Source organism: Marinobacter sp. F4206 (genome assembly GCF_019392195.1).
Taxonomy (GTDB): domain Bacteria; phylum Pseudomonadota; class Gammaproteobacteria; order Pseudomonadales; family Oleiphilaceae; genus Marinobacter.
Genome location: NZ_JAHXKI010000002.1, coordinates 1,278,925 through 1,298,872, shown reverse-complemented (window position 1 = coordinate 1,298,872; position 19,948 = coordinate 1,278,925). Strand labels below are relative to the sequence as shown.

At 61.1% G+C, this 19,948-nt stretch carries 16 protein-coding genes; 8 read left to right on the top strand and 8 right to left on the bottom strand.

Annotated features, from left to right (window positions below; genetic code table 11):
- The first annotated feature begins 23 nt into the window (after positions 1 to 23).
- From KZO34_RS18790 to argA, 5 genes are read left to right on the top strand one after another with little or no spacing between them, the layout of a single operon-like run.
- Positions 24 to 2,660, top strand: a complete 2,637-nt coding sequence (locus KZO34_RS18790) for a phosphomannomutase/phosphoglucomutase (RefSeq protein WP_308318782.1) — start codon at positions 24 to 26, stop codon at positions 2,658 to 2,660.
- Positions 2,661 to 2,707: 47 nt separating this feature from the next.
- The gene (argB, locus tag KZO34_RS08370) at positions 2,708 to 3,604 is read left to right on the top strand and encodes an acetylglutamate kinase (protein WP_219475684.1); all 897 of its coding nucleotides are present in this window, start codon (positions 2,708 to 2,710) and stop codon (positions 3,602 to 3,604) included.
- Positions 3,605 to 3,628: 24 nt separating this feature from the next.
- Positions 3,629 to 4,879, top strand: coding sequence for an acetylornithine deacetylase (locus KZO34_RS08365; RefSeq protein WP_219475682.1), 1,251 nt, complete (start codon positions 3,629 to 3,631; stop codon positions 4,877 to 4,879).
- A 26-nt stretch (positions 4,880 to 4,905) separates the two neighbouring features.
- Positions 4,906 to 6,075: an acetylornithine deacetylase gene (gene argE / locus KZO34_RS08360; RefSeq protein WP_219475680.1), complete on the top strand. Its 1,170-nt coding sequence runs from the start codon at positions 4,906 to 4,908 to the stop codon at positions 6,073 to 6,075.
- A 31-nt stretch (positions 6,076 to 6,106) separates the two neighbouring features.
- The gene (gene argA, locus KZO34_RS08355) at positions 6,107 to 7,414 is read left to right on the top strand and encodes an amino-acid N-acetyltransferase (protein WP_219475678.1); all 1,308 of its coding nucleotides are present in this window, start codon (positions 6,107 to 6,109) and stop codon (positions 7,412 to 7,414) included.
- Here the strand turns inward: argA and KZO34_RS08350 are convergent.
- Entirely contained in the window at positions 7,388 to 8,428 is a 1,041-nt protein-coding gene (locus KZO34_RS08350; RefSeq protein WP_308318781.1) for an aminopeptidase, read from the bottom strand. The genes argA and KZO34_RS08350 overlap by 27 nt on opposite strands.
- Positions 8,429 to 8,631: 203 nt before the next feature.
- Between KZO34_RS08350 and KZO34_RS08345 the strand changes: the two genes are divergently transcribed.
- Together KZO34_RS08345 and KZO34_RS08340 are read left to right on the top strand one after the other, a co-directional pair.
- Positions 8,632 to 12,402: a DUF1631 family protein gene (locus tag KZO34_RS08345; RefSeq protein ID WP_219475675.1), complete on the top strand. Its 3,771-nt coding sequence runs from the start codon at positions 8,632 to 8,634 to the stop codon at positions 12,400 to 12,402.
- Positions 12,403 to 12,420: 18 nt separating this feature from the next.
- A complete protein-coding gene (locus KZO34_RS08340; RefSeq protein ID WP_219475674.1) occupies positions 12,421 to 13,287 on the top strand; it encodes a phosphoribulokinase in 867 nt (288 codons plus the stop codon).
- A 6-nt stretch (positions 13,288 to 13,293) separates the two neighbouring features.
- On the opposite strand, the gene KZO34_RS08335 is transcribed toward KZO34_RS08340, so the two are convergent.
- The 4 genes from KZO34_RS08335 to KZO34_RS08320 form a co-directional block, all read right to left on the bottom strand.
- Positions 13,294 to 14,139, bottom strand: coding sequence for a pirin family protein (locus KZO34_RS08335; protein WP_219475673.1), 846 nt, complete (start codon positions 14,137 to 14,139; stop codon positions 13,294 to 13,296).
- Between the two features lie 38 nt (positions 14,140 to 14,177).
- Complete coding sequence (locus KZO34_RS08330) at positions 14,178 to 14,780, bottom strand: FMN-dependent NADH-azoreductase (protein WP_219475672.1); 603 nt, start codon at positions 14,778 to 14,780, stop codon at positions 14,178 to 14,180.
- 154 nt (positions 14,781 to 14,934) lie between these two features.
- A complete protein-coding gene (gene speD / locus KZO34_RS08325) occupies positions 14,935 to 15,729 on the bottom strand; it encodes an adenosylmethionine decarboxylase (protein ID WP_219475671.1) in 795 nt (264 codons plus the stop codon).
- A 259-nt stretch (positions 15,730 to 15,988) separates the two neighbouring features.
- Positions 15,989 to 16,411, bottom strand: a complete 423-nt coding sequence (locus KZO34_RS08320) for an OsmC family protein (protein WP_219475670.1) — start codon at positions 16,409 to 16,411, stop codon at positions 15,989 to 15,991.
- A gap of 275 nt (positions 16,412 to 16,686) precedes the next feature.
- Between KZO34_RS08320 and crp the strand changes: the two genes are divergently transcribed.
- Positions 16,687 to 17,328 (top strand): cAMP-activated global transcriptional regulator CRP, encoded by a 642-nt coding sequence (gene crp / locus KZO34_RS08315; protein ID WP_007153756.1) that lies wholly within the window; start codon positions 16,687 to 16,689, stop codon positions 17,326 to 17,328.
- A 63-nt stretch (positions 17,329 to 17,391) separates the two neighbouring features.
- Here the strand turns inward: crp and modC are convergent, their stop codons facing one another.
- The 3 genes from modC to modA are packed head-to-tail and all read right to left on the bottom strand — an operon-like array spanning position 17,392 to position 19,936.
- Positions 17,392 to 18,474 (bottom strand): molybdenum ABC transporter ATP-binding protein, encoded by a 1,083-nt coding sequence (modC, locus tag KZO34_RS08310; protein ID WP_219475669.1) that lies wholly within the window; start codon positions 18,472 to 18,474, stop codon positions 17,392 to 17,394.
- Positions 18,471 to 19,148 carry a molybdate ABC transporter permease subunit gene (gene modB / locus KZO34_RS08305; RefSeq protein ID WP_257900229.1) on the bottom strand — a complete coding sequence of 226 codons (678 nt, stop codon included), beginning with the start codon at positions 19,146 to 19,148 and terminating at the stop codon, positions 18,471 to 18,473. Before modB ends, modC begins: the two co-directional genes overlap by 4 nt.
- A gap of 20 nt (positions 19,149 to 19,168) precedes the next feature.
- Positions 19,169 to 19,936, bottom strand: a complete 768-nt coding sequence (gene modA / locus KZO34_RS08300) for a molybdate ABC transporter substrate-binding protein (RefSeq protein WP_219475667.1) — start codon at positions 19,934 to 19,936, stop codon at positions 19,169 to 19,171.
- Positions 19,937 to 19,948 lie beyond the last annotated feature (12 nt).

Below are 19,948 nucleotides of genomic sequence, written 5' to 3'. Positions count from 1 at the left end.
AAATTACAACTGCAGGATGGACTATGAAGCTGGGTAAGAAGAAGACTTCCGACACGTCCGGTGAGGAGCAGCCAACCAGGGGGAAGGCCGCAAAAACCGACAGGAAAAAGGCGTCGGCGGGACCGAGACTCAAACGCCTGGACTCCGTGGCGACCACCCAGGCTCTGGTGGTGATCCTCGCCGGCGTGATTGCGGCCGCCTTGATTCATTTCTTCGCGGTCCAGCCTGCGGCAATGGAGCGGTTCGCGGCTCAGAAAGCGGTGGAAGCCGATGCCGCGGCACTGCGGCTGAACCAGTACCTGGAGCTGATGCAAAGCAGTGTGGATGGTCTCGCTACCCGGCCGGATGTCGTTACGACGTTGACGGGCTCGGGTGACTTTGCCGAAACCGAAGCGAGTCTTGCCCGGGCCCTGCCCGGCATTCAGGCGGTGCATCTGTTCCCCTACCGGAAAATACCCCGCACCGCGCGGGAAGAGGGTCTGCTGGGCTTTGCCGGACTGGAGCTGGCGCGGCGCGCGGAAACCGGCAAGCCGCTGCATCCGGATGCTTTTCCCAGGGACAACCGCTGGCTGCTCCAGATGGCCACGCCGGTGCGTAATCCGGCCAGTAACGCCGTGGTTGGCAGCCTGCTGGTGATCTTTGATGCTGCCCGGTTGCAGCCCCTGCTGACAGTCGTCAATTCCGAACTCGGCGGGCAGTTGGCGCTGACTCAGAGCGTGGGCGGCACGGCTCGAACCGTGGTCAGTCAGGGCAGCGCCTCGGGGACGGCGGAAACCCGGCCCCTGAGCAACCCGGACTGGTCGGTGGCCTACACGCCTGCCAGGGGGACGGACGCGCCGGTAGATCTGGTGATGGTGGCTGTTTTGGTAGGCGTGCCTGTGCTGGTCGCAGCCATTCTGGTTTGGGGCCTGCTCGGCGGCGCCCAGCGTGGTCTGCGCCAGGATGTAACGGTGCTCATCCAGTGGGCGCACAAGGTGTTCGGGGGCGAGCGGGTCAAGCTACCGGCCTTCAAGTGGGACATGGTCGCATCCACTGGTGAGGTCCTGCTCCGGTTATCCCAGGTGGTCGACAGGCGCATTGTCAAAGCGGTGGACGTGGCCAAGCCGAAAAAGGCAGCCGGCCAGAAGCCGTCGGCGGCCGACCAAGACGAGCCATTGTTCCAGGACAAGGATATGCCGGATATCGACATGCTGGATGGGGATGAAGACGTGCTCGGTTTCGGCAGTGGCGATGACACCGTGTTCGGTTCCGATGCACCGGGCGTGGAAGAAATGGCGGCGCCTGCAGTGGATCTGTCCCCGGATATCTTCCGGGCCTACGACATCCGGGGCATTGTTGGTGAAACTCTGTCCGCTGACGGTGTGCAGGTCATCGGCCGGGCCATTGGTTCGGAAGCGGCCGAACGCGGCATCAAGGCCATCTGCATTGGTTACGACGGCCGACATTCCAGCCCCGAGCTTTCGGATGCGCTGGCACGCGGCATCATGGCCAGTGGCTGCGATGTGATTCATGTCGGGGCGGTGCCGACCCCGGTGCTCTACTTTGCCACCCATGAGCTCCAGACCGGATCCGGTGTGATGGTCACCGGCAGCCACAATCCGGCCAATTACAATGGCCTGAAAATCATGCTCGGCGGCGAAACCCTGTCGGGTGAGGCCATCCAGAAACTGTATCAGCGTACCCGGACCGGTGACCTGGCCAGTGGTCAGGGTGGCCAGTCCACCGAAGATGTCCGCCGGGCCTACCTCGACCGGATCGTCGGTGACATTGCCGTGGCCGCACCCCTCAAGGTGGTGGTGGATGCCGGCAATGGCATTGCCGGTGAACTGGCGCCGATGCTGGTGGAGGAACTGGGGTGTGAGGTGATCCCGCTCTACTGTGAAGTGGACGGCGATTTCCCCAACCACCATCCGGATCCGGGCAAGCCGGCCAATCTGGCAGACCTGATCGCCCGGGTGGAACAGGAGAAAGCCGATATCGGCCTGGCCTTCGATGGCGACGGTGATCGGCTGGGCGTGGTTACCAATTCCGGCAAGATCATCTGGCCAGACCGCCTGCTGATGCTGTTTGCCCGGGATGTGGTCTCCCGCAACCCCGGTGCCGACGTACTGTACGATGTTAAATGCAGCCGGCGGCTGGCCGGGGTGATCTCGGAGGCCGGTGGTCGGCCGATCATGTGGAAAACCGGTCACTCGCTGATGAAAGCGAAGATGAAGGAGACCGGTGCGCTGCTGGCTGGCGAGATGAGCGGTCACATCTTCTTTGGTGAACGCTGGTACGGTTTTGATGACGGTCTGTACTCGGCGGCCCGACTGCTGGAGATCCTGGGCATCGAGGACCGCCACAGCGACGAGGTGTTCGAGGATTTCCCGGAAGATATCAGTACCCCGGAGCTGAATGTCGAAGTGACCGAGAGCAGCAAATTCGCGATCATTGAACGTCTCGGTCAGGACGGCCATTTCGGTGACGGAAACATCAGTACCATCGACGGCATCCGGGTTGATTACGCCGATGGCTGGGGGTTGTGCCGGGCATCCAACACGACACCGGTACTGGTTCTGCGATTTGAGGCGGAATCCGAAGAGGGGCTGGAGCGAATCAAGGGTATATTCCGGGAGCAACTGAAAAAGGCGGCTCCCGATATCACAGCGGACTTCTGATCGCTGCCCAGGTAACGTTTTAACTTACGGATCAATAAGGCATCAAGATGGCGTTGGATCGTGATACAGCAATGCAGGTGGCCTCGGTTCTGAGCCGGGGTCTGCCGTATATTCAACGGTTTACCGGTAAAACCGTGGTGATCAAGTACGGCGGCAACGCCATGGAGAACGAAGACCTGAAAAGCAGTTTTGCCCGGGATGTGGTGCTGATGAAGCTGGTCGGGATCAACCCCATCGTGGTCCATGGCGGCGGGCCCCAGATTGGCGAATTGCTGGAACGTCTGAATATCCAGTCCCGGTTCGTGAACGGCATGCGGGTTACAGATGCTGAAACCATGGACGTGGTTGAAATGGTCCTCGGCGGGCAGGTCAACAAGGAAATCGTTTCGTTGATCAACGCCCAGGGCGGCACGGCGGTGGGTCTGACTGGTAAGGACGCCAACCTGATCCGGGCCCGGAAACTGGAGGTGGTCGACCGCTCTCCCGAGCTCGAACGTCCTGAAATCATCGACATCGGACACGTGGGCGAGGTCGCCAGCGTCAACGTTGATGTGATCGACATGCTCACCCGCAGCAATGTGATCCCGGTGATCGCGCCGATCGGGGTCGGACCGGATGGGGCCTCCTACAACATCAATGCCGACCTGGTGGCCGGCAAGGTTGCCGAAGCCATGAAGGCGGAGAAATTGATCCTTCTGACCAACGTGTCAGGGCTGAAGAGCAAGGAAGACAAGGTCCTGACCGGATTGACGGCGCAGCAGGTGAATGAGCTGATTGAAGACGGCACCATTCATGGCGGAATGTTGCCGAAGATCCGCTGTGCCCTGAACGCCGTCGAGAACGGTGTCCGAACCTCCCACATCATTGACGGCCGCGTGGCTCACGCCTGTCTGCTGGAAATCTTTACCGACGAGGGTGTCGGCACCCTGATTTCGCGCAACTGATGTTTCTGGCTTAGGAGTCCCCGGATGAAGCGCCTGTTCACATTGCTGGTCGTTCTCGGCCTGGTTGGTTTTGTCGCCTTCAAGGCCGCGGTCTGGTGGTTGGCGGACCAGCGTCTGGACGAAGCACGTACCGCATTGGAATCCTCCGGGGTGCTTGAACGGGGAACCATCAGCTCGGGAGTTGATGGTCGCTTGGTTCTCTCCGGTAACAGCTGGCAGGACTTCCGCCTGACCCGCTCCCTGGAAATCGGCCGGGTGGAGCTTGACGCCGGCTCGCCGGTCGATCTGATCATGGCCCTGATGGATCCTGCGTCACTGCCTGCGAGCTGGTCGCTGCAGGCCGAAGGCGTGGGTCTTGTGCTCGAAGCGACCATGTTTCGCAACTGGGTAACCGCCGAGGGCGAGAACAGTGCCGGTGAACCCGCTCTGTTTGTTCTGTCCTGTGCGCCAGATCCCCGTCAGCGCTTGGGTAGTGGTGACCTGATGCGCATGGGCATTACCGGTCTCGGGGGTGAAGTCCTGCTCCAGCAACGCCCCGATAGCCTCTACGCGGAGCTGAATACCGCGGGTACCGGAAGCCTGGAGCTGGACTGGCCCGGTGCCCGTCTCAATCTTCTCGAACCGGAAGACCTCGTCGACAGTTCCACCGAGCCGATGACAGTTACGCTTCGCGATGGTGGTCTGATGCGACGGGTTGCAGCCTATTGTGCGCGGGAGGCTGGCCTCGAACCGCCGGAGTGGGCCGGTCGGGTGCTGTCGGCGTTCCGGGAGGGGCTCGAGGCTCGGGGTCTGGTTGCCAGCGATCAGTTACTGGCGTTGTATCGCCAGTGGTTGCTGGAGGGGGGCGAGCTGACGGCAACGCTGGAACCGGGGGGGGTCGCCCTCGGTATCCCGATATCTCCGGCCGGGGAGGAGGATGACGGCAATGACTGGCAGGTGGCGTACAACGGTGCCAGGGTGCCGGATGTGTTTCTCCGTGAAGCTGCCCTGGTGGCGGAGGAACCGAACGAGGCGGCGTCTGGGTCGGACGTTCCGGAGGAGAACCCGGATGTGCAAGGGTGGTATGCTGACTCGATCGAGAATGCCGGCCGGTGGATCGATCGCAAGGTCCGGGTGACACTGTCCAATGACAATGTGGTCGAGGGGCGCCTGGTCAGCGTGAGCGACCGGGAGCTGGAAGTGGCCCGGGTGGTTGCCGGAGGTGAGGTGGCCTATCCGATGCTGGTTCGAGCGATTACCGACTTTGAGGTCTGGCGCCGCGGCCGCAAGCAATGACCCGGATTCGGGGGTGAGGGAAAACTATGTCGAAGTCCGTTGTGAATGACGCGTCGGTGCCGGGCGTCAAGGATATGCTGGCGCGCCTGATCTCCCTGCCGTCCATCAGCAGCGCTTCCGCCACCTGGGATCACAGCAACGAGGCGGTGGTCCGTACCCTGGCGGAGTGGCTCGAACCCCTGGGCTTTGCGGTCGAAATTCTGGACGTCCCCGGCATGCCGGGCAAGTTCAACCTGATCGCGACCCTGGGCAGCGGCCCGGGCGGGCTGGTGCTGTCCGGTCACACCGATACCGTGCCCTACGATGACAAGCGCTGGCAAAGCGATCCGTTCACCCTGACCGAGCGGGACGACCGTTGGTACGGTCTGGGCACCTGCGACATGAAGGGGTTCTTCGCGCTGGCCATAGAGGCGGCCCGGGAATACGTCGGAAAGGCTCTGAAAGAGCCGCTGATCATTCTGGCGACCGCGGATGAGGAAAGCTCTATGAACGGCGCCCGGGCGCTTGCCGAAGCCGGTAAGCCCAAGGCCCGCTATGCGGTCATCGGGGAGCCGACCAGTCTCAGGCCGGTCCGGATGCACAAGGGCATCATGATGGAACGGTTGAAGTTCGAGGGCCAGTCCGGTCATTCCTCGAACCCGGCCCTGGGGCGTAATGCGCTGGAGGGCATGCATGAGGCGTTGTCCGAGTTGCTGGCCCTGCGCGGCCAGTGGCAGGAGCAGTACCGCAATCCGAACTTCGAGGTACAGGTGCCGACCCTGAACCTCGGGTGCATTCACGGTGGCGATAACCCGAACCGGATCTGCGCCCAGTGCGAGCTGCATTTTGACCTTCGGCCCTTGCCGGGCATGGACATGGAAGCCTTGCGCCAGGCGATTTTGAGCAAGGTCCAGCCTGTGGCCGAGCGTCGGGAGCTGGCCATGGTTTTCGAGCCGCTGTTCGATGGCGTGCCGCCCTTTGAGACGCCCGCCGACGCCGCCCTGGTGAAGGCCTGTGAAAAACTGACGGGCCATACTGCCCACGCGGTGGCGTTTGCCACCGAGGCACCCTGGTTGCAGAAGCTTGGGCTGGAGACCCTGGTCATGGGGCCGGGATCCATTGATCAGGCCCACCAGCCCGACGAGTTTCTGGAACTGGCCCAGCTGGAGCCGACGGTCCGGATCCTGAAGGGGCTGATCAGACAATTCTGTCTTTAAACTGCCTGTAACGACTGATTTGGAGAGCGGGTTGAAATCGAACGACTGGCTGCACGGGTTCCGCCACTCATCGCCCTACATCAATGCCCACCGCGGTCGGACCGTGGTGTTGACCATTCCGGGCGATGCCATCGAGCATGGCAATTTCATCAACATCATTCACGATATCGCGTTGTTGAGCAGCCTGGGTGTGAAGCTGGTAGTGGCGTTCGGCGCCCGACCACAAATCCAGGCCCGGCTGGACGGGGCGGGTGTCGAGTCGTCCTTTTCGAGAGGGCTGCGGATCACCGCGGAGCAGCACCTACCCATGGTGATGGAGGCCGTCGGTGGACTGCGTGCCTATCTGGAGAGCCGGCTGTCCATGGGGCTGGTGAACTCGCCCATGCACAACGCCCGGATCCGGGTCAGTAGCGGCAACTATGTCGCGGCCAGGCCGGTTGGTGTGCTTGATGGAATCGATTTTGGCCACACCGGCAAGGTCCGCAGGATCGATGTGGCCGGCATCGAGAAACTGCTGGAACTGGGGCACATTGTTCTGTTGCCACCGCTGGGGTACTCGCCCACCGGTGATGCCTTCAACCTGTCCTACGAAGACGTCGGCAGCCAGGTGGCGGCCGCGCTGCAGGCCGAGAAACTGCTGGTGTTTATTGATGACCAGGGACTGCTTGAGGAGGATGGCTCCCTGATTCGCGAACTCTCGGCGCGGCAGGCGTCGGACCGGCTTGCCGCCGGCGCGGTGACAGGACACGATGCCGCGTTGCTGCGAGCCGCCTGTGATGCCTGTGTCAAAGGTGTGCGTCGGGCTCACATCATCAGCTACGTTGATGACGGTGCACTGCTTGAGGAGATGTTCACTCGGGATGGCTCGGGAACCCTCGTCAGCGGCGACAACTACGAACAGATCCGACCGGCCCGGGTCGAGGACATTGGCGGTATTCTGGAGCTCATTCAGCCTCTCGAGGAGCAGGGTGTCCTGGTGCGCCGGTCCCGGGAAATGCTGGAGACTGAAATCGACCGGTTTGTGGTGGCCGAACGGGACGGCACTATCGTCGGGTGTGCCGCGCTATACAGTTACCCGGAGGAGGAGAGCGGAGAGCTGTCCTGCTTCGCGGTGGATCCCTCCTATCGCCGTGCAGGCAGGGGGGATGAGATTCTGGCCATGGTGGAGAAACTGGCTCGCGGGCAGGGCATCCGGAAACTGTTCGTACTGACCACGCAAACCGAACACTGGTTCCGGGAACGGGGCTTCCAGACCTCAACCGTGCAGTCCCTGCCCGGACCCAAGCTGGCCTCCTACAACACCCAGCGCAATTCAAAAGTCTTCTACAAACCGCTCTGACAGTTCGGCGAGTTGACGAGAGCGCTCGGTTTCCGGGCGCTCCGACAAGGCTTCCACCGCCGCGTAGAACGCTTTGAAATCATGATTCTGGTCGCGCAACAGCTGGCGAAAGCCCGGGACATACTGGTTGTACTGCCGGAACAGGGCGAGATTGGCGTTGTTCAGGCTGGCGGGGCTGTCGCCGAACGGGCCGGGCTGGGTCCACTGCCGGGATAGCTCCGAATAGGCCTCCAGAAGTCCCGCCAGCAGATCAGCCTTGCGTTCGCGCATGGTGTCGACGGACAGTCGTTCCTGCTGTTGGTACAGGGCCTCCAGCTGCGAGGTGGTGGTTTCCACCAGTGCCAGGGTCTGGTTGCGTTGCTGCAGGCGCTCAAGTGCTCGCCGGAATGATTCGGGATCGCCCGAGCGGTTGGACCACAGCCTCAGGCCCTCGAGTTCGACCGCGGTCGCAAAACTTTCATTGAAGGCAGTGTCGTCGCCGATGTACACCACACGGTGTGCCAGTTCGTGAAACATCAGAGCCACCATTCGGTCGTCGGACATCCCGGTGAATCCCGAATGCAGCGGGTCGTCGAACCAGCCCAGGGTCGAGTAGGCCGTTACCCCGCCGATGAAGGTGTCGTAGCCGGCTTCGTTGAACCCGGTCTGTTCCGCCACGGCATCGTCGAGGTTGAAATAGCCCCGGTATGCCTGGCAGCCGAGTACCGGGTAGCACCAGCGGTGGGGGGCGAGGGCGAACTCGGGTACGGCAACGAGGTTGACCACCACCCAGGGCCGGTCCAGGGCCACATAGTCGGTGAATGCGTCGCCCACTGGCAAGCTGAGAGCGTCGCGGGCAAAGCGTCGGGCCCGCTGGCTGGTCGCCAGTTTGTCCTTCAGTTCTGCGGGCGTGGCGTCATTGGCAATAAGCCCGTCCACCGAATCCCCGGCCATCATCAGGGACAGATGGCCGCTCACCGCCTGGCTGTAGTAGCCAATGGTCGTACAACCGGTAACCCCTGTTACCAGTAGCAAAAGAAGATATATCTGACTAAGCTGTTTCATGGATCAGGATGTTATAATGGCAAGGGTTACCTGTGGGGGCCAGGCCGCTATATTACAGACATGGTTCCCATAGTAGCAGGTGGCATTTGGTGCCACTGATTCCAGGGATGAAGGCCGGATTCGGTGGATGCAAACTCCCGCCAGTCACGGTATTGCGAATGATCAGGTAGTTCATGGATCCGAGAGAACGTCGTAGCAGCCCCCGCAAACCCATCAAGCTGGCGGCCCAAATAGATCTGGGGGGCGGAGATTCCTGGCCCTGCCAGATCGCCGATTTTTGCGCCGAAGGGCTGTTTGTCCGCTATTCCGGCGAAACCTCCCGTAAGCTTGATCGTGCGCTCGGTTCCGGCAATCCGCCCGAGTTGGTGGTGCGTTTCCGCAGCCCGGACGGCCAGCGCCGGCACGAATTGCATGTCAGTATCGTCCGGCGAATTGATGGTGCCATGGGGGTGAACTTTACCCGGTCGAACCCCGAGGCCGTCGATGCCATGCTGCAGCAGTGTGGTAGCTCCCGCAACCAGGACCGTGCCTCGCTCAGGGCGCCCAGTGATCGTGTCCAGTACGTTCTGCATCAGTCGGCCAAGGCGGTCATTCAATTTATTGAACCCCTGATGGACAACTGTTTCGGGCAGATGGCGGCTGGGCTCAAGCAGGCCGCCCAGAAAGCCCCGAACGATCAGCAGGCCAACGAATTCATGGATGCCTCCGGGCAGCTCCTGGCCCGACAGCGGGTTATCTGGCACCAGATGGCCCGGACTCTGGAATCACCACTGAAGCCTGCCCCCAAGGGCTTTCCCGGTTCCGAGCTGTCCGTGGTGGACAAAGGGGAGTTTGAGGACTGGCTGACCATCCGGGTGATGGTCACCAAGGCCGACACCCAATACCGCGGCGACCTGCTCCAGCTCAAACTGCGCCTGGACAAACTGGGCATTGCCAATGCTACGGGCCACCATAATCCGCTGGGGCCCTCCCTCGTGTGCGAGTCCTTTCATGCCGGACTTAGCCAGCTCAAGGCGAGCCGTGAGGTGGAGAAGGTGTGCCTGAAGGTATTCGAGCAAACGGTTTTGCAGCAACTGGGGCCCCTGTACGAGGAACTCAATAATATCCTGATCCGGCAGGGGGTGTTGCCGGACCTGGACCTGAGCAAGTACCTGAGTGATCAGGCCGTCACCCGACCAGAATCCAGACCCGCCGAGGCCCCCGCGCCGAAACCGGAGCAGAAACAGAAGCAGAAGGCGACGGCCCGGGAGACGGTCCCCTCTGATGAGCCTGTGGCCAGTTCGGCCTCCAACCGTGCCAAGGCGTCTCGGGCAGGAGGGGAGTTCCGTGGCTATGCCCAGGCGGCGCAAACCGCGTTCGCCACGGTGCGCAACCTGCTCAACACCCTGTCGGCCAGTCGTGTTGCCCGGGGCGATTCCGAGCCGGTGTCGTTTCCGCCGAATGCCCGGCCGCTTTCCACCGGAGAGCTGCACCGGGAGTTGCAGCAGTTGCAGGTGCAGGCTGTTGCCCCCGATTCCGATGCGGTGACGCTCAAGGAGCGGGTGGTGGAAAAGGTCCGGGCCAGCGGCGACAGCAAGCTTGATGACGAGCAACAGGGCACACTGGACGTGGTGGACCGGTTTTTCCGGTCGGTGGTAGAAAGCCCGAAACTGAGCGAGTACGCCCAGGAACGAATGCGCCAGCTTGAAGTGCCGGTGCTCAAGGTGGTGATGCGGGATCCCGCCTTCTTCGATGATCAGGACAGTCCGGTTCGGGGCGTGATGAACAGACTGGCACAGCTCGGCGTGAAAGGCGGCCGTATCAATCCGGTCGTACAGCGCAAGGTTGATGAGCTGATTCAGCGCATCACCACGGATTTTGAGCAGGACACGGGCGTGTTTGAGAGCACCGTGCAGGAGCTTGATTCCCTCATCGATCGTCAGAATCTGGTTTACCGGCGCAATGTCGAGCGGGTGACAGCGGCCGCGGAAGGGGCGCAGAAAGTAGCCGAGTCGAAACAGGCCGTGGCCGATGTGCTGGACGAGAAGCTGGCAGGTCGCAAGGTCCCCAAGGCGGTCCTCAGCCTGCTCGACGGTGGCTGGCGTGACCTGCTGTCGCTGACCTGGATCCGCCAGGGTCCGGACAGCCAGCTCTGGCACGACTACCTGGCGGTCATTGATTCGCTGCTGTCGTTTGCGGTTGACCCGGACAGCACGATCAATCTGCCTGAGCTGTTGCGGGTGATCCAGGACGGGCTGGCGTCAATCTCCAGTAACCACATGCCATCGTCCCAGATTCGTGACGAACTGAAGCAGTTTCTGGTGCGCGCTCCGGACAAGGCACCCGATCTGGTGGAAGTCCCCCCGGCACAGCCTGAGAAGAAAGACACGCAGGTGCTGTCCGAACGCGAGCAACGCAGCCTGCAGCGCTGGGTCAACCGTGCCCAGCGGTTACGCACCGGCGACTGGCTGCGGGATCAGGAAAAGCCCGATGAGCCCCAGTACATCCGTCTGGTGTGGATTGCCCGGAGCTTCAGCCGTTTCGTGTTTGTCAACCATCAGGGCATGCGGGTGGTTGAGCTTGAACTCGAAGCGCTGGCCCGCCAGATGCGCAAGGGCATCATAGTTCCGGACAACCAGTACGAGCGTCCGTTGGTGGATGAAAGCATCGATCGGATGGTGCGTAAGGTCTATGACCAGCTGTCCTGGGCGTCCACCCACGACGAGCTGACCGGGCTGCTGGGACGCCGCGAATTCGAACGGATGCTGGAGCAGCAGCTGGCCCGGCGCGAGGACGAGCGGACGCTGGTCCGGTTGGATCTGCGCCGGTTCCGGTTGCTCAATGATACCGCTGGCTATCAGGCGGGCGATGAGACCCTGAAGATGGTCGCGGACCTGCTGGGGCGTGCCGTGGAAGACGGTATGCCACTGGCCCGGCTGGCGGGTAACGAATTTGCCTTGCTGGTACCGGCTGAAAACGCCCTGCAGATGGCTGGTGAGCTGGTCCGTTCGGTCGAAGCCGCGGAATTCACCTTTGACGGCCGCACCTACCGCCTGTCGGCGAGTGCCGGTGTGGTTCCGGAGTTGCCGGCGCTGGTCAGCGCCGAGCGCTGGCTGAGGGCATCGGAGCAGGCGCTGGCGGCTGCCAAACAACAGGGTCACGGCAAGGTGGCGCAGTATTCGCTGGATGCCGGCGATCAGGCTCGCCAGGAGCAGATCGCTGCGAAAGTCGCGGGGCTGAGCGATCTCAACGAGGAGCGCATGCTGTTGCGCTGCCAGAAGATCATACCCTTGCATGGTCAGGCGGCCATGTCGCCCCAGTACGAAGTGCTGATCAGCATGTACGACGATGCCGGCACCCTGATTACCGGCCGCGACTTTGTGCGCATGGCCGAACGTTATGACCGGATGCAGGCGGTGGATCGCTGGGTCGTCGGGCACATGCTGGACTGGCTGCAGGCCAAGGCGCCGGATCCCCGGCACATGGGGGGGATCTGTATCAACCTGTCCGGCTACTCACTCAATGACCAGTCGTTACTGGAGTTCATCTACGAAAAGCTGAGCCAGAAGGACGCGCCCATCGAGCGGCTCTGGTTTGAGCTCACCGAGGCATCTGCCATCAACGATGTCGAGGCCGTGGCGGATTTCATGCGGGAGATGAAAGAGCTGGGTTGTCGCTTCTGTCTGGGCAATTTTGGCAGTGGCCCGAGTTCCTTCCAGTTCATGCGATCCCTCCCGGTGGACCTGATCAAGATCGATAGCACCTTTACCGGCCAGCTCACCACCAGCGAGACCGACCGCGCGATGGTGCAGTCGATGGTGGAGATGGCCCATTACATGAAGCGGGAGGTTATTGCCTGTCAGGTTGAATCCCGGGACATTCTGGATATGCTGACACAGCTGGGTGTTGATTACGCTCAGGGCTTCGTCGTCGAGAAACCCCGTTTACTCGACAGTCTTATCTGATCTTCGGACCCTATCTGTATGTCCAAGCGCCACCCGATTATTGCGGTCACCGGTTCGTCCGGCGCCGGAACGACCACAACCGGCCAGATCTTCAATCGCATGTTTGCCAGTGAAGGGCTGGATGCGGCCATGGTCAGCGGCGACAGTTTTCACCGGTACAATCGGGAGCAGATGGCCAGACTCGCCGCCAAGGGTCAGTTCGGAGAGCGCAACCACTTTGCGCTGGCGGCCAATCACATCGATAAACTCGAAGCCCTGTTTTACGACTATGGCCATACCGGCAACGGTCGCTATCGTCGGTACGTGCACGATGAGGATCGGGAACTGATGGCCGCCGGCCACAAGCCGGGAACATTCACCCCCTGGGGGCCGCTGCCCGCGGATACCGATCTGCTGTTCTATGAGGGCTTGCACGGGGGTGTCGTCAGCGATGCCTACAACATCGCCCAGTACGTGGACCTGTTGATTGGTGTGGTGCCGATTGTGAACCTGGAGTGGATCCAGAAGATCCATCGGGATACCAACAAGCGAGGCTACAGCCAGGACGCGGTGGTGGAGACCATCATCAACCGGATGGACGATTACGTTCACGACATCGTGCCGCAGTTTTCCCAGACCCACATCAACTTCCAGCGTATTCCGCTGGTGGATACCTCCAACCCGTTCGTGGTCCGCGATGTGCCGACCGAAGACGAGAGCATGTTGGTGATCCGGTTCCGGGATCCGTCCGAGGTGGATTTCCCGTACCTGCTTCAGGTCATCGCCAACAGCAGTCTGTCCCGGCATGACACGCTGGTGATACCGGGAACAAAAATGGCGCTGGCCATGGACCTGCTGGTGAGGCCCATGGTTCAGCGCCTGATGGCCAGAAAACCGTTCGCCTGATGCCCGTCAGGCAGTCAGTCGGCCGTCCCGGAAGTCCTGTAACGCCTGCTCGATTTCCTCGCGGGTGTTCATCACAAACGGCCCGTACTGCACCACGGGTTCGCCAATGGGCTTGCCGGCAATCAGCAGCAGGCGGGCCCCGTTTGCGCCGGCGGTGACGGCAATCCGATCCCCCTCTCCGAGCACGCTGGCTGCGTTGCGCTGCAGCTCCTCAGTGCCCAGGCTGGCCTCGCCGTCATAAAGGTACAGCAGGCCGTTGTGGGTTTCCGGGACCGGCAGGGTCACCTGGGCGTTTGCGTCCAGATGAAGGTCGGCGTAGACCGGTTCGGTGCTTTGACCGGTAATGGCGCCGTGCCGGGCGACGCCGGCCATCGTCATGGTTCCGGCGATGAGTTTTATCCGGCCGCCGTCGATGGCGATGTCCGGAATGTCCTCCGGCTGGATATCGCGGTAGCCTGCGTCGGTCATTTTCTCCGCTGCCGGCAGATTCAGCCAGAGCTGGAAGCCGCGCATCACGCCTTCCTCCTGCTGAGGCATTTCCGAGTGGATGATGCCGCGTCCGGCGGTCATCCACTGTACGCCGCCATTGCGCAAATTCCCGCGGTTGCCCAGATGGTCTTCGTGCAGCATGTGACCTTCGATCATATAGGTCACGGTTTCGAAGCCACGGTGCGGATGTGACGGGAAACCGGCGATGTAATCAGCGGCCTCCGCCGATCCAAATTCGTCCAGCATCAGGAAGGGGTCCAGCCGTACCGCAGGGTGCTGACCCAATGAGCGCTTGATGCGAACCCCGGCGCCGTCTGAGGTCTCAGCGCCCGGTATGACCTGTCTGAGTGTGCGTTCTGTCATGACTGACCTCCTCCCGCAATGGAATGGGTGCCGCCGGCTCAGGCGGTGAGGGTTTCAATATCCCGGCTGGCTTCGTTCAGGGCCGTTTCTTTCTGTTCGTCACCCATGTTCAGGCCCTCGGCATAAATGAAGTGCAGATCGGTCAGGCCGAGGAAGCCCAGGAACGATCTCAGGTACGGCGTCTGTGAGTCATTCGGTGTGCCGGCATAGATGCCGCCGCGCGCCGCCAGAATATAGACGGGGCGGTCCTCGAGCAGACCCACCGGACCGTTCTCAGTGTAGCGGAAGGTAATGCCGGCCCGGGCAATGTGATCGAAATAGGCCTTCAGGACCGATGGAATGCCGAAGTTGTACATGGGTACGCCAATGACCACCACGTCCGCCTGCTTGACTTCTTCAATCAGTGAATCTGAATAATCGACGACCCGCTGTTGGTTGTCGCTGCGGTCGTCTTGGCCGGTCAGGAAGGCGCCGAATCGCGAGGCATCGAGATGTGGAACGGGCTCGGCGGCCAGATCGCGATGGGTGGTCCGGATCTCGCCATGAGCCTGTTTCAACTGCTCCAGGGTGCGCTTGACGAGCTGGGATGACTGGCCGTCCTGGCCAAAGATGCTTGCGGTGATGACGAGTACGTTTTTCATGTTCAATCTCTCCGGGGTAACTCTAGGGATACGAGAGTATTGAACTGCGTTGAGGGCAAAGATGAAATCGGAGAATCTTGGAAGGTTTGTTCAGAATTTTTGATAAAGGGATGGCGCGCGCCCCAAGGGCGCGCCCGGCCCGGCGTATCAGCCGTTATTCCACGTTGCGGGAGTAGAAAATCTCCAGCATTTCCCGACGCAGACGGTCTTCGATGGATTGCGCCTCGCCCGGATCAAGATCGCTGGCGTTGACGCCAAATACATAGTTATCGAGTTTGAAGTTCTTCAGCATCATCTTGGTGTGGAACAGGTTTTCCTGATACACGTTGACATCAATCATCTGGTAGGCGTTCTGGGTATCTTCGGTCAGATAGTTCTGGATCGAATTGATGTCGTGGTCGATGTAGTGTTTGGTGCCGTCGACGTCACGGGTGAAGCCTCGGACCCGGTAATCCACGGTGACCACGTCCGAGTCGAAACTGTGAATCAGGTAGTTCAGCACCTTGAGTGGTGAAATCAGGCCACAGGTGGACACGTCGATATCGGCCCGGAAGGTACTGACGCCGTCGTGGGGGTGGCTCTCCGGATAGGTGTGCACCGTGACATGACTCTTGTCCAGATGGGCCACAATGGCATCCGGCAGAGGGCCCGGGGATTCGGCGTTGTCCGGCTCTTCACCATCGGTCAGTTCGTGCTCGGCAATCAGCATGGTGACCGAAGCGCCGTGTGGCTCGTAGTCCTGACGGGCAATGTTGAGCACGTTGGCACCGATGATCTTGACCACGTCGGTCAGGATCTGGGTCAGCCGCTCGGCGTTGTACATCTCATCGATGTAATCAATGTACGCTTCGCGCTGTTCTTCGGTCTGCGCATAACAGATATCGTAGATGTTGAAGCTCAGGGATTTGGTCAGGTTGTTGAAACCGTGCAGCTGGAGTTTGGTTTCCATGCTCAGCCCCTCCGTAGAATGGAGATGAATGACTGCAGAAATGCGTTAGTGCGTTCTGCCGAGGCCGCCACCGACTACTGACCCGGTTGTATACCTTTTGCGCAGACCGGCGGAGAGGGTGCGTATTATGCACACCGCGAGTGACGTTGAATAGTATTGGTGCATCATTTTAGCATCCGTGATTGCCGATGCATCCTCGCCGCTGGGCGGTGCCCGCTAGCCGCGCCCGGGCGGCCGATTCGGAAGGGGCCGGGGGCCGTTATCCGGCTTCCCGGATTTCATGACTGTGGCTAATCTCGACGCCGGCCTGTTCCAGCATGATTGACGCTGAACAGTACTTCTCCGCCGACAGGCTGACGGCACGCTTCACCAGGTTTTCTTTCAGCTGGTGGCCGGTGACGACGAAGTGCAGGTGAATCCTTGTGAAGACCGCGGGCACGGCGTCGGCGCGCTCGGCCTCGAGCTCGGCGTGGCAGGCGGTAACGTCCTGCCGGCTCTTCTTCAAGATGCTCATGACATCAAAGGAGGAGCAACCGCCAAGGCCCATCAGCAGCATTTCCATCGGGCGCGGCCCGAGATTTTCGCCGCCATGATCCGGCGGACCATCAAGCTGAACACTGTGGCCGCTGCCACTGGTGACTTTGAAACTGGCATTGCCGGTCCAGTCAACGGTTGCTTTCATAGCGGATACTCTCCGTTTCAGTAGGGATAGTGCGCCGGGCGGCCCCGGCAGCCAAAGTCGATAATGTTCGCCGGATGCTAGCACAGTCGCAGGTGTGGGGCAGCCGCGCAAAATGCTACCGGATACAACTTGTATACGGTTTCCGGTTGCCCAAATCAGGCCTTCTTGTTATAAGTTGCGCTGTTTTTGAAGAAAAATGAACGAACCCGCAGGGAAAGCCGGGTGTATAACAAACATCGGGACCCGCCAGTATTTGAGGAGGCACGACTCGCATTATGGCCACTATCGTCAAGCCGGTTGAGCAGAAAACCAAACATCTCGACTATTTCCTTTCGCAGTGCCATCGCCGCCGTTACCCAGCCAAGAGCACGATTATCTACGCGGGTGACAAGAGCGACTCCCTGTTTTATATCGTCAAGGGTTCCGTGACCGTCATTATCGAGGATGATGATGGCCGGGAGATGATCATGGCCTACCTCAACGCCGGTGACTTTTTTGGCGAAATGGGTCTGTTCGACAACATGGATTCCCGCAGCGCCTGGGTAAAAGCCAAAACCGAGTGCGAAGTGGCGGAGATCTCCTACACCAAGTTCCGGGAAATCGCGCAGCAGGATCCCCGGGTGCTTTACTTTATCGGTGAGCAGATGGCGTCCCGCCTGCGCCAGACCACCCGCAAGGTGGGCGATTTGGCGTTTCTGGATGTCACCGGCCGGGTAGCGCGCACGCTGCTGGATCTGTGCAAGGAGCCGGATGCCATGACCCACCCGGATGGCATGCAGATCAAGATCACCCGTCAGGAGATTGGCCGCATTGTGGGTTGTTCCCGGGAGATGGTGGGCCGGGTCCTGAAAACCCTGGAAGACCAGGGACTGGTGCGGGTCAAAGGCAAAACCATGGTGGTTTACGGTACGCGCTAGCGTGACTGATTGCTGCCCCCCGAAAGGCCGTTTGATCAAGCGGCCTTTTTTGTGGGCTATCGATTACTCCACAAGGGCGACGGATTTGACCTGCATCCAGACCTTCTGGCCGATTGTCAGATTGAGGGTGTGAACGGCCCGTGAGGTGAGGCGGGCCAGGAAGGGAGTCTGGCCGGCCAGGAGCCGAACCATGGAGGTGCCCGGACTCAACTCCGAGGCAATCTCGTCAATGACCGCCGGAAGCAGGTTCTGAATGCTCTGCCCGGTTTGTTCGCTGAGGGCCAGGCTGATATCCCGCGCCAGGACCTGCATTCGAATGGCCTGGCCGGTGGTCAGGTTGTCCTCCGTCCGGAGCCACAGGTGGCCACCCGGGAAATCGGCCCGGCACAGGTGCCACTGCTCGTCCTGTTCCCCGATGTGAGCATCAATGATGACGCCGGCATCCGGCTCCAGACCAAATGGCTGGTCGGCTCGGGCCAGCGTTTCCTTCAAGGGCCCGTCGGCGATGATACGGCCCCGATCCATCATCACGATATGGTCGGCAAGTCGCGCGACCTCGGCGGCGGAATGGGAAACGTAGAGGATCGGAATGGCCAGCCTGTCTCTCAGGTTCTCAAGGTAGGGCAGGATTTCCTGTTTGCTGGCCCGGTCCAGCGCCGACAGGGGCTCGTCCATCAGCAGCAGTTGGGGGCTGGTCAGCAGGGCGCGAGCGATGGCGACCCGTTGGCGCTCGCCACCGGACAGTCCGTCTGGCATCCGATCCAGCAGGTGCGACAGCCCGAGCCACTCGGTGACCTCTTCAAAGCTTATCCGGCGCTGCGCCGAGGGTATGCGGCGGTAGCCGTAATTGAGGTTGTGGCGCACGTTGAGGTGCGGGAACAGGGACGTTTCCTGGAAGACATAGGCCAGTGGGCGCTGGTGAACCGGGCGCGTGCCCTCGCTGCCTTGCCATTGATCACCATTGACGGTCACGTCGCCGTCGGCGGCTTGCAGACCCGCGATGCAGCGCAACAGCGTGGTCTTGCCGCAACCGGAATGGCCGAACAGGGCAGTAAGGCCGGTGCCTGGCAGATCAAGATCCACATCCAGGGTGAAGCCCTCCACCCGGTACTGAACGCGCACCTGAATGCCGGCCACTGACGTCATTTCATCATCCCCGGCTGCAACCGCCCGTTCAGGGAATACAGCGCCACCAGGACGACAAAAGAGAAGGCAACCATGCCGGCGGCCAGCCAGTGGGCCTGGGTATATTCCAGGGCTTCGACATGGTCGTAGATGGCGACGGAGAGCACCTTGGTTTCACCTGGAATATTGCCGCCAATCATCAGTACCACGCCAAATTCGCCAATGGTGTGGGCAAAGGTAAGCACGCCGGCGGTCAGGAATCCGGGCCGGGCCAGGGGTAGCACCACCGAGAAAAAGCGGTCTGTGGGTGAGGCGCGCAGTGTGGCGGCAACGTCCAGGAACTGCTGGTTGACCGCCTGAAACGCGTTCTGGAGAGGCTGAACGGTAAATGGCAGGGAGTAAATCATTGATGCGATCACCAGACCTTCGAAGGTGAAGGGCAGCAGGCCCAACTCGAGTTCCTCGGTCAGTTTGCCCACGACGCCCTCAGGCCCCATCAGGATCAGCAGGTAAAACCCGAGGACCGTTGGTGGCAACACCAGGGGCAGGGCGACGATGGCCGCCACCGGTTGCCTCAACCAGTGCCGGCTTCGGGCCAGCCACCAGGCAATGGGCGTGCCCGCCACCAGAAGAAGTAGCGTGGTCAGGCTGGCCAGTTTCAGAGTGAGCCAGACAGGCTCCCAGTATGCGTCCATGATGTTGACCGGGTTACTGCTCAGTTGAGGGTGTCATAGCCGTAGCGTTCGATAATGTTCCGGGCCGTCTCGCTGCGCAGGAAATCGAGCCATTGCCGTGCGGCGGTATTGTGCTCGCCCTGGGTCAGAAGGATAGCCTGTTGATTGATAGGGGAATAGTGGGCTGGCGGAATCAGCCACAGCGAACCGTTCCTGTCGTTCCAGGCGCGAATCTGAGAGAGCGCGACGAAGCCGGCCTGGGCGTTGGCGGTGGCGACAAACTGAAAGGTCTGGGCGATGGAGTCACCACGAACCAGGCGTTGTTGCAAGGGATTCCAGAGAGCGAGCCTGGACAGCACCTCCCTGGCCGCCTGCCCGTAGGGTGCGGTTTTAGGGTTGGCAATGGCCAGCCGGGTAAAGTCGCCCGAGGCCAGCCAGGTTTCCGGCGTCTCAAGCAAACCGGGTTGGGGGCTCCACAGCACCAGCCGGCCTTGGGCATAGGTAAACCGGGTCCCCTTTACACCGTGGCCATTGTCTTCAAGCAGCTCGGGGCGGCGCCGATCGGCCGCGAGAAAAACGTCGAACGGGGCACCGTGAAGGATCTGCGCATACAGTTTGCCGGTAGAGCCGTAACTTGCCGATGCCTGCAGTCCGGTGGCTTCGGCGAACGCGGCAATCAGCTCATCGCCGGTATCGGTGAAGTTCGCCGCGACGGCCAGGCGCACGTCGGCGGCCAGAGCCGGGCCGCAAGCAATCAGCCACAACGCCAGTCCGGCAATAACGGCAACTCGACGGTTCTGGCCTGGCACTTGCCAACTCCC